Annotated in this window: 7 protein-coding genes and 4 tRNA genes; 1 reads left to right on the top strand and 10 read right to left on the bottom strand. The window is 63.1% G+C overall.

Going from position 1 to position 8,313, the window contains the following annotated elements; all coding sequences use genetic code 11:
* Window positions 1-125: 125 nt before the first annotated feature.
* The 10 genes from F4Y38_13915 to F4Y38_13870 form a co-directional block, all read right to left on the bottom strand.
* A tRNA-Thr gene (locus F4Y38_13915) sits at window positions 126-198 on the bottom strand.
* Window positions 199-282: 84 nt separating this feature from the next.
* Window positions 283-356 (bottom strand) — tRNA-Gly (locus F4Y38_13910).
* Between the two features lie 48 nt (window positions 357-404).
* Window positions 405-486: transfer RNA gene (locus tag F4Y38_13905), tRNA-Tyr, on the bottom strand.
* Between the two features lie 12 nt (window positions 487-498).
* Window positions 499-571 (bottom strand) — tRNA-Thr (locus F4Y38_13900).
* Between the two features lie 119 nt (window positions 572-690).
* A complete protein-coding gene (aspS, locus tag F4Y38_13895) occupies window positions 691-2,463 on the bottom strand; it encodes an aspartate--tRNA ligase (protein ID MXY50377.1) in 1,773 nt (590 codons plus the stop codon).
* Window positions 2,464-2,584: 121 nt separating this feature from the next.
* Entirely contained in the window at window positions 2,585-3,466 is an 882-nt protein-coding gene (locus F4Y38_13890) for a sugar phosphate isomerase/epimerase (GenBank protein MXY50376.1), read from the bottom strand.
* Window positions 3,467-3,512: 46 nt separating this feature from the next.
* Entirely contained in the window at window positions 3,513-4,031 is a 519-nt protein-coding gene (locus tag F4Y38_13885) for a protein phosphatase (protein ID MXY50375.1), read from the bottom strand.
* A 15-nt stretch (window positions 4,032-4,046) separates the two neighbouring features.
* A complete protein-coding gene (locus F4Y38_13880) occupies window positions 4,047-4,259 on the bottom strand; it encodes a hypothetical protein (protein MXY50374.1) in 213 nt (70 codons plus the stop codon).
* A 4-nt stretch (window positions 4,260-4,263) separates the two neighbouring features.
* On the bottom strand, window positions 4,264-4,959 hold the full coding sequence (gene tmk, locus F4Y38_13875; GenBank protein ID MXY50373.1) for a dTMP kinase: 696 nt from the start codon (window positions 4,957-4,959) through the stop codon (window positions 4,264-4,266).
* Complete coding sequence (locus F4Y38_13870) at window positions 4,923-5,657, bottom strand: DUF624 domain-containing protein (protein ID MXY50372.1); 735 nt, start codon at window positions 5,655-5,657, stop codon at window positions 4,923-4,925. The genes tmk and F4Y38_13870 overlap by 37 nt, the downstream gene beginning before the upstream one ends.
* Window positions 5,658-6,054: 397 nt before the next feature.
* Here F4Y38_13870 and F4Y38_13865 point away from each other — a divergent pair, with 397 nt between their 5' ends.
* Complete coding sequence (locus tag F4Y38_13865) at window positions 6,055-8,307, top strand: anthranilate synthase component I (protein MXY50371.1); 2,253 nt, start codon at window positions 6,055-6,057, stop codon at window positions 8,305-8,307.
* Window positions 8,308-8,313: the final 6 nt, after the last annotated feature.

The raw sequence follows: 8,313 nt of genomic DNA, 5'->3' as shown, positions 1-8,313 counted from the left end.
GATCGTGCCGATGTTCACGTGGGTTTTGGTACGCTCGAATCTTTCCTTCGACATGGAGTCTTTCTCCTGAACCGGCTAGGTTAACGAAACGAAAACGTATTCAATGTCAGCGAAATTCAGCGCCAAGCCCTCGGCCGGACTTGAACCGGCGACCTACACCTTACCATGGTGTTGCTCTACCAACTGAGCTACAAGGGCGCTTCGTTCAAGGTTCAGATAAGCTTTTACAGTTCTGCGGTAAAAACCTTCAGTAATTCCGAACCTCGGACACGGAACATTTAGAGCGGGAAACGGGACTCGAACCCGCGACCCTCAGCTTGGAAGGCTGATGCTCTAGCCAACTGAGCTATTCCCGCCGGTTTTCGTTCTGAAGCTGCTGGCCAGCCGGACCCCGTAGCGAAACATGGGGAGGGCAGGATTCGAACCTGCGAAGGCTGAGCCAACGGATTTACAGTCCGTCCCATTTGACCGCTCTGGAACCTCCCCTGGCTGCCTGAAAGCCACCACTCGGATTCGAACCGAGAACCTACTGATTACAAATCAGCCGCTCTGCCATTGGAGCTATGGTGGCCCATTATAATCAGTACGGATCCGCATCTTGAGCAGCTCAAGAACACAGACAGGTAAATATAATCAACATCCCTGCCATTGTCAAGGGTGTAAGTAAAATAAAACGAAGGCGGGGCCGGGCTACCGCCGAAGGCGGATGTGGAGTTCCCGAAGCTGTTTTTCGCTGACCTCCCCCGGCGCGCCCATGAGCAAGTCCTGGGCGTTCTGGTTCAGGGGGAAGGCGATGACCTCCCGGAGATTGGTCTCGTCGGTGAGGAGCATGACGATACGGTCGATGCCCGGGGCGATGCCGCCGTGGGGCGGCGCGCCGTACTTCAACGCGCTGATCATGCCGCCGAACTCCGCGTCGACCTCGGCGGCGGAGTAACCGGCGATTTCGAAGGCCCGGTACATGATGTCGGGCCGGTGGTTCCGGATGGCGCCGCTGGACAGCTCCGTTCCGTTGCAGACGATGTCGTACTGGTAGGCCAGGACCTCGAGAGGCGGCGTGGTCTCCAGGGCTTCGAGGCCGCCCTGGGGCATGGAGAATGGATTATGGGAGAAGATCACCTTGCCCGATTCGGCGTCGTGCTCGTACATGGGGAAATCGACGATCCAGCAGAAGCGGTATGCGCCCGGTTCCCGCAGGTCGAGCAGGTCGGCGAAATGCAGCCGGAGCCGGCCCGCCACGTCGACGGCCCGTTCCTCCGTGTCGGCCACGAAGAACCACGAGGCACCCGTTTCGGGTTCGATGACTGATTTCAGCCGTTCAAGGGTCGGCCCGTCCAGCACGCGGGCGATGGAACCCTTGACCCCGTCCTCGGCAAAGGAGATGTACGCCGCGCCCCGTCCCCCGAAATCCTCTTTCACGGTCCGGTCCAGGTTGTCGAAGAAACTGCGGGGCCGCGCGGCCACGCCCGGGACGGCCAGGACCCGGACGATGCCGCCCTTCTCGACGATCTGGCGGAAGGCGTTGAACTCCGACGCCCGGAAGGCCTCGGTGACGTCCTCGATCTCCAGGCCGAACCGGAGGTCGGGCTTGTCGGTCCCGTAACGGAGCATCGCGTCGCGATAGGGGATGCGCGGGAAGGGCGGGGCGGTGACGTCCCAGTCGCTGAACTCCGTGAACAGGCCGTAAAACAGGGTCTCCAGCGCTTCGAAGACGTCGTCCTGCTCGACGAAGGACATCTCCACGTCCAGCTGGTAGAACTCGCCAGGCGACCGGTCGGCCCGGGCGTCTTCATCCCGGAAGCACGGGGCGATCTGGAAGTACCGGTCGAACCCCGAGATCATCAGGAGCTGCTTGAACTGTTGCGGCGCCTGGGGCAGGGCGTAGAACTTTCCGGGATGCACACGGCTCGGGACCAGGTAGTCCCGGGCGCCCTCGGGCGAACTGCTGGTGAGGATGGGCGTGTTGAACTCGTTGAAACCCATTTCCGTCATGCGGCGCCGTACGCTCGCGATGATGCGCGACCGCATGACGATGTTGTGGTGCAGCCGCTGCCTGCGCAGGTCCAGCATGCGGTAGGTCAGCCGAGTGGCCTCCGGGTATTCCCGCTCGTCCGCGACCGACAGGGGCAGGGGATCCGCGGCACTGAGCACCGTCATGGAATCGGCTTTCACCTCGATGCGCCCGGTGGGCAGGTTGGGGTTGATCGCATCCTCCGCCCGCGGGATCACCTCGCCGGTAAAGGTGGCGACGCTCTCCGAACGCAGGTCTCCCGCTTCCTCGTGGAATCCGCTTTCCGGCGTGATGACGACCTGCGTGACCCCGTAGTGGTCTCTCAGGTCGATGAAGAGCAGGCCGCCGTGGTCCCGCTTGCGGTGCACCCAGCCGGCGATCCGCACCCGCGTTCCGTCGTCGGTCTGCCGCAATTCACCGCAGGTGTGCGTCCTGTACGGGTGGTCTTTCATCTTATTCCCTTTCTTCCCATTCCTGTCTGTCCTCATGTCCGGTGACGACCTGACCGGTCCGGCCGGCCGCGCTTGCCTGATCTCGCGTGGACCTCACGCCCGGGTTACGCCCAGGCCGGCCTCACGCCCGGGTTACGCCCAGGTCGGCCAGGAGGTCCAGCGTGTTCCGCATGCAGATCCTGGAGGCCGCTTCACCGGCCTCCGAAAACTGTTTTCCACCAGGCAGTTCAAGCAGGGTCTGTTCGATCTGCTCCGGTCCGATGCGCCAGTGGGTCTCGAGTGACACGCAACCCTCGTAGTCCTGCTCGGCCAGGTCGGCGAACTGGCCGCGGTAGTCTATTTCGCCTTCGCACATGGGAACATTGACATACCCCCCGTCCGTGCCCCGTGCCCCATCCTTGATGTGCATGTGATACATGTCCGACCGGATGTGATCGTAGCCGTCGGGATAAGGCGCGTGACCTTCGTCGTCGAACAGTTCGTTGCAGGGATCCCAGAGGGGTTTGACGACTGGTGTATCCAGGACGTCGATCAAACGCCGGGTTTCCGCGCCGGTGCCGATCATGGTGGACATTTCGTTTTCCAGTCCCAGCACGACGCCCTCGCCGTCGGCGATACGGACAGGTTCAAGGAACCGGTCGACAATCCGGTCCCAGAAATGATCGAGGGGATCCTGTTTCCAGAAGGCGAAGACGCGGACCAGCGGCGTGTCCAATCGCCGGGCGACCCGTATGCTCCTGCGTAGGATATCGAGATGTTCGCTGCAGGAGGCGTCGTCGTCTATGTCGCACTTGTAGAAGGGTGGCGCCACGCCGACGACCGCCAGTCCGGCTTCACCGGTCCGGTCCCTGATCCGGGCGATCTCGTCGTCGTCGAGATCCTGGGGCGGCTTGTCCCAGATCGATCGGATCTCGATCCCGTCCAGGTTGAAATCACGGGCGAATGCGATGACCCTGTCCAGGTCCTGGGATACTTCGTCGGTGATTACCGCGATCGTGAACATGGGGCTGGTTGCCTCCCTGGCGCGTCTTTTCCTACGCACGTTTTTCTTACGCTTTATGCCCGGCCATGGATTCGGCGAACCGGAAGATCGACGATTCCTGGTCGAAGGTCTCCACCGACCCGGGCCGGCTGTTTCTGATTTCCGCTATGGCGGCTTCGGGCGTGGAACCCCGCCAGACGAGATACCCGGCCAGCACGGTTCCGGTGCGGCCTATGCCCGCCATGCAGTGCACGACCACGCCGCCCTGTTCCACATGCTCATCGATAAACTCAACAGCCCGGCGGATCTGTTCCGGAGAAGGCGCCGTCATGTCCTCCACGGGAATGTGCAGGCTGTGGATCCCGCAGTGGTCCAGTGTCCCTTCGTGGAGCGGTTCGCGCGTCAGGGACACCACGGTGCGCACGCCCTGTTCCTTCAGGCGCATCAGGTCCTGCACCAGTGCGGGGTCCGCCTCCTGCGCCAGCGCGGGGTCCGCCGCGGCGCCCCCGCGACCTCGAAGGGCGCTCGTCGGCAGGGCCATGCCGGCCAGCCGACGGGGTATGATCCAGGTGAAGTTTCTCAGCATCCTTTGCTCACGGTGTCACTCTCCGGGGATGTCCTCGAACTTGCCTTCCTCGATGTTCCTCGGATCGATGGTCGTCTTCGGCTTCTGTGGCGCCCGGGCCCGGGGTTCGGGCTCCGGACGGACCGGCCGGGGGGGACGCATGACCATGGCGGCCAGGAAACGAAGGACCTGCTGGATCAGGATCCCCGCCAGGAATCTCATTACGAACCGGAGGATGTAGGTCAGCATGGCGTTATCCGCTGCAGGAGGGTTGCATCACTTCTTCCACCCGCGCGCGCGCTTCCTCCTGCACTTCGTCGGGCGTGCGCGCGCCGTCGATGATCCGGATGTGGTCCAGGACGCTTCTCCGCCGCGCCAGTTCCAGGTAGTTCTCGCGGATGGCGCGTAGCGTTTCGAGTTCTTCGAACAGTTCGGTATCCGGCCGCGCCCGGCGTATGCGGTCCATGCAGACTTCGGCGGGCGCGTCGATCAACAGGGTCAGGTGGGGGTGGATCGCCCGGGCGTTGATCGACTCGATCCAGTCCAGCTCGCCGGGCATCTCCCGCCACTGGTAGGCGAAGGACGAGAGGAAATACCGGTCGCACAGCACGGGGATTCCGCGGTGTATGTGGGATTCGATTTCCGTTTTGACGTGGTCGATCCGATCGGCCGCGAACAGCAGCGCGTGACAAATGCCGTCGAGCTCCACCCGGCGCTGAAGGGCGTCCTTCAACAGTCTTCCGATGGGGCGGTTCGTGGGTTCCCCGGTGGTATGGACCGGACCGCCGTAACGGGTTTCCATCCACCGCCTGAGCCGTTTCAACTGGGTCGTCTTGCCCGCCCCGTCGATCCCTTCGATTACGATGAACGGCGCGGTGGCCTCCCCGGCGTCGCCGCGGGCCTCCTTCCCCATCATGAATACCCCCATGGGCGGAGCAGGTCCCGCCATCCACGCGCTTCCTCCAGGACGCCGGTTTCCCTCTGTTCATATCGTTTCAGGATTTCCCTCAGTCCGGTGCTGAACAGGACGCCGATGGCGCCGAGACCCAGAAAGAGCAGCCCGACGCCGCTGGCCAGGCTGAAGGCCATGACGAGGGAACCGGCAGCCAGCAGCGCGAAGGAATGGCGCGGGTTGTCCACGACCAGGTATACGCCCGTCCGTACGATCTGTCGGACCGGTACCTGCTCGCGCAGCATGAGGGGCAACGCGTATACGGCCGTCATGCAGACGAAGACGATCAGCCACATCATCACGCCGCTCAGTATCGCCCCCGTCCACGGCCAGGCTTCCATGAGCCGCACGTAGAAGAGCACGTTGGCCGCGAGGAGGATCAGGACGCCCGCGTACAGGCCGCAGAGCAGAAAGCTCCGGCGCAGGTCCCCGCGGGTGTGGTCGAAGAAGTCTCTGATGCCCGTTTCTTCGTAGGCAGCGATGCGTCCGGTGACCCGGAACAGTCCGGCGAAGGCGAGGGGAAGGGTTACCAGCGGCAGGGCGAGCAGCAGCCATAGGATGTTGATCACGATCAGCGTTCCCAGGTAATCATAGGTATTCCAGAACCACTTCCTGAACAGACCGGGTTCCCTGTACTGCATATTCGGCGCACCCCGATTCCAACGGCCGATTCGGACGCTATACAACGCCAGCATGGTACAGGCTGCCCCCCGAATTCGCAACTGTTTTCTTGGTGAGAAAAAACCTTGACTTTACCGCCGTACCGCGCTATAATGGCGCATTCGACAAACGGCAGCCGAACGGTTTTCACATTGAGCAATGGACTGAAATGACAGCCGCAAGTTCGTCCCGGTCATCCCGATTCTACGCTTGGCGGAAGCTGAGCGATCTGTTTACCTGGTGGCCTTTTTACGGGACGAGGCGGCATGTCATGCGAAGCGGCGCCTGATTGAAGTAGATTCATCCTTCGTTGATTTGACCGGCCTCTACCCTCACAAGGTAGCGGCCTTTTTTTATGGGGTGAATCGAAGACGGGCCGCTAAAGGGTTGGGGATACTTTAAGGATCGGTTCACCGGGAGCGGGACAGAACGATGCGAGTTACCCACATACACCTGGAAGCCATCGAATACCAGACCGGGGGCGGCCTGGCCGTCAAGCGGTACGCCGAGCATCTACCTCCGGACGAAGCCATTGAACCCGTAATCGACGCGCTCGATGCCCGCCTGGGCGCCCTGTTCGCGTCCGGTTACGAGTATCCCGGAAGATATACCCGGTGGGACATGGGGTTCGTCGATCCGCCGATCCGGATCGAAACCCGGGAGAACGCATTTCGTATCGAGGCCCTGAACGCCCGGGGCGGGGTGTTGTTGCCCGCGATCCTCGCGCAGGTCGAAGGTCTGCGGGCCACGCGTGACGTTGCCCGTCACGAGGACCGCATCTCCGGGGAGGTGCATCCGCCCGGCGAACATTTCCCGGAAGAGCAGCGCAGCCGGCAACCCTCCGTTTTCTCGATCCTGCGGGGGATCATCGACCTCTTCTCCTGCCCGGACGAGCATCATCTAGGCCTCTACGGCGCCTTCGGCTACGACCTCGCCTTCCAGTTCGAACCCATGGACTACCGGCTGAGCCGTCCGTCGGACCAGCGCGACCTGGTGCTCTACCTGCCCGACCGGCTGGTGACGGTCGATCACAACCGCGAGGTGGCCGTCCGGTACGATTACGAATTCGATACGGGCGGCGGGTCAACCCAGGGCCTGCACAGGGAGGGTGCCGTCCAGCCCTACCACGCGGGACAGGCAACGGCCGCCAGGGAATTCGATAAAGGCGCCTATGCCGACGTTGTCCGCAAGGCGCAGGAGTACTTCAAGCGTGGCGACCTGTTCGAAGTCGTGCCCAGCCAGACCTTCTACGAGTCATGCCCGGACCCGCCTTCCGAGATCTTCCGCCGCCTGAGGGAGCGGAATCCCGCGCCGTACGCCACGCTCATCAACCTGGGACAGCGCGAATACCTGGTGGGCGCGTCGCCCGAGATGTTCGTCCGGGGCGAGGGGATACGGATCGAGACCTGCCCCATTTCGGGCACGGTCAGCCGGGGGAACGACGCGTTGAGCGACGCCGACCAGATCCTCAAGCTGCTGAGCTCGGAGAAGGAGGAATCCGAGCTGACCATGTGTACGGACGTGGACCGGAACGACAAGTCGCGGATATGCGTGCCCGGCAGCGTCCGGGTCATCGGACGGCGTCAGATCGAGATGTACTCGAAGGTGATCCATACGGTCGACCACGTGGAAGGCATCCTGCGGCCGGAGTATGACGCGCTGGACGCCTTTCTCGCGCACACCTGGGCGGTCACCGTGACCGGCGCGCCGAAGATCTGGGCGATGCGGTTCATCGAAAGCAACGAACGGTCGTGCCGCGCCTGGTACGGAGGCGCGATCGGATTCCTCGGATTCGACGGGAACATGAACACGGGGCTCACCCTCAGGACCATACGTATCAAGGACGGGATCGCCGAGGTGAGGGCCGGGAGCACGCTGCTGATGGACTCCATACCCGAGGACGAGGAACGCGAGACGGAACTCAAGGCCATGGCGTTCATCGATGCGATCGGGCGTCCCCGTGAATCCCGGAGGGGAAGCGCCCATTCCGGATTCGCGGAAGACGCCGGGTCGGGGAAGCGCGTGCTGCTGGTGGATTATGAAGATTCTTTCGTGCATACGCTGGCCAACTACCTGCGCCAGACCGGTGCCGACGTCATGACGGTCAGGACGGGCATCTCCCGGTCCCGGCTGACGGAACTCATGGATGCCTACGACCCGGACCTGGTCTTTCTGTCGCCAGGTCCCGGCCAGCCGTCGGATTTCGACGTGGCGCTGGCCATCGACGCAGCGTTGGAACGGTCGCTGCCCATCTTCGGCGTCTGTCTCGGGCTGCAGGGTATCGTCCAGTATTTCGGCGGCACCCTGGGCGTGCTGCCCTATCCCATGCACGGGAAGGAGTCGCGCGTGACCGTCCGGACCGGACAGGCCGGGCAGGCCGGGCAGGCCGGGCAGGCCGGGGCCCTGTTCGAAGGGTTCCCCCGGTCCTTCACGGTAGGCCGATACCACTCGCTGCACGCCGAACGCGATCGGCTGCCGCCGGAACTAACGGTCACGGCGGAGACGGAAGACGGCGTGGTCATGGCCATCGAACATCGCACGATGCCCGTGGCGGCGGTGCAGTTCCATCCCGAATCCATCATGACGCTCAAGGACGAAATCGGCCTGCGGCTCATCGACAACGTCTTCAGGAAACTGGTCCGAGCGGCCGATGCGGTGAACGCGAGCCGGGAGGACGGCTCATGAACCGGC

It is taken from the genome of Gemmatimonadota bacterium (assembly GCA_009838645.1).
Classification (GTDB): domain Bacteria; phylum JAAXHH01; class JAAXHH01; order JAAXHH01; family JAAXHH01; genus JAAXHH01.
Note: the sequence above shows the minus strand (reverse complement) of the source record. Positions and strands in the feature narration are given on the sequence as shown.

What these genes read in the sequence shown, in the direction of transcription:
- aspS (MXY50377.1), bottom strand. Translation starts at nt 2,463, where the DNA reads ATGAAAGACCACCCGTACAGGACGCACACCTGCGGTGAATTGCGGCAG.
- F4Y38_13890 (MXY50376.1), bottom strand. Translation starts at nt 3,466, where the DNA reads ATGTTCACGATCGCGGTAATCACCGACGAAGTATCCCAGGACCTGGAC.
- F4Y38_13885 (MXY50375.1), bottom strand. Translation starts at nt 4,031, where the DNA reads ATGCTGAGAAACTTCACCTGGATCATACCCCGTCGGCTGGCCGGCATG.
- F4Y38_13880 (MXY50374.1), bottom strand. Translation starts at nt 4,259, where the DNA reads ATGCTGACCTACATCCTCCGGTTCGTAATGAGATTCCTGGCGGGGATC.
- tmk (MXY50373.1), bottom strand. Translation starts at nt 4,959, where the DNA reads ATGGCGGGACCTGCTCCGCCCATGGGGGTATTCATGATGGGGAAGGAG.
- F4Y38_13870 (MXY50372.1), bottom strand. Translation starts at nt 5,657, where the DNA reads ATGCTGGCGTTGTATAGCGTCCGAATCGGCCGTTGGAATCGGGGTGCG.
- F4Y38_13865 (MXY50371.1), top strand. Translation starts at nt 6,055, where the DNA reads ATGCGAGTTACCCACATACACCTGGAAGCCATCGAATACCAGACCGGG.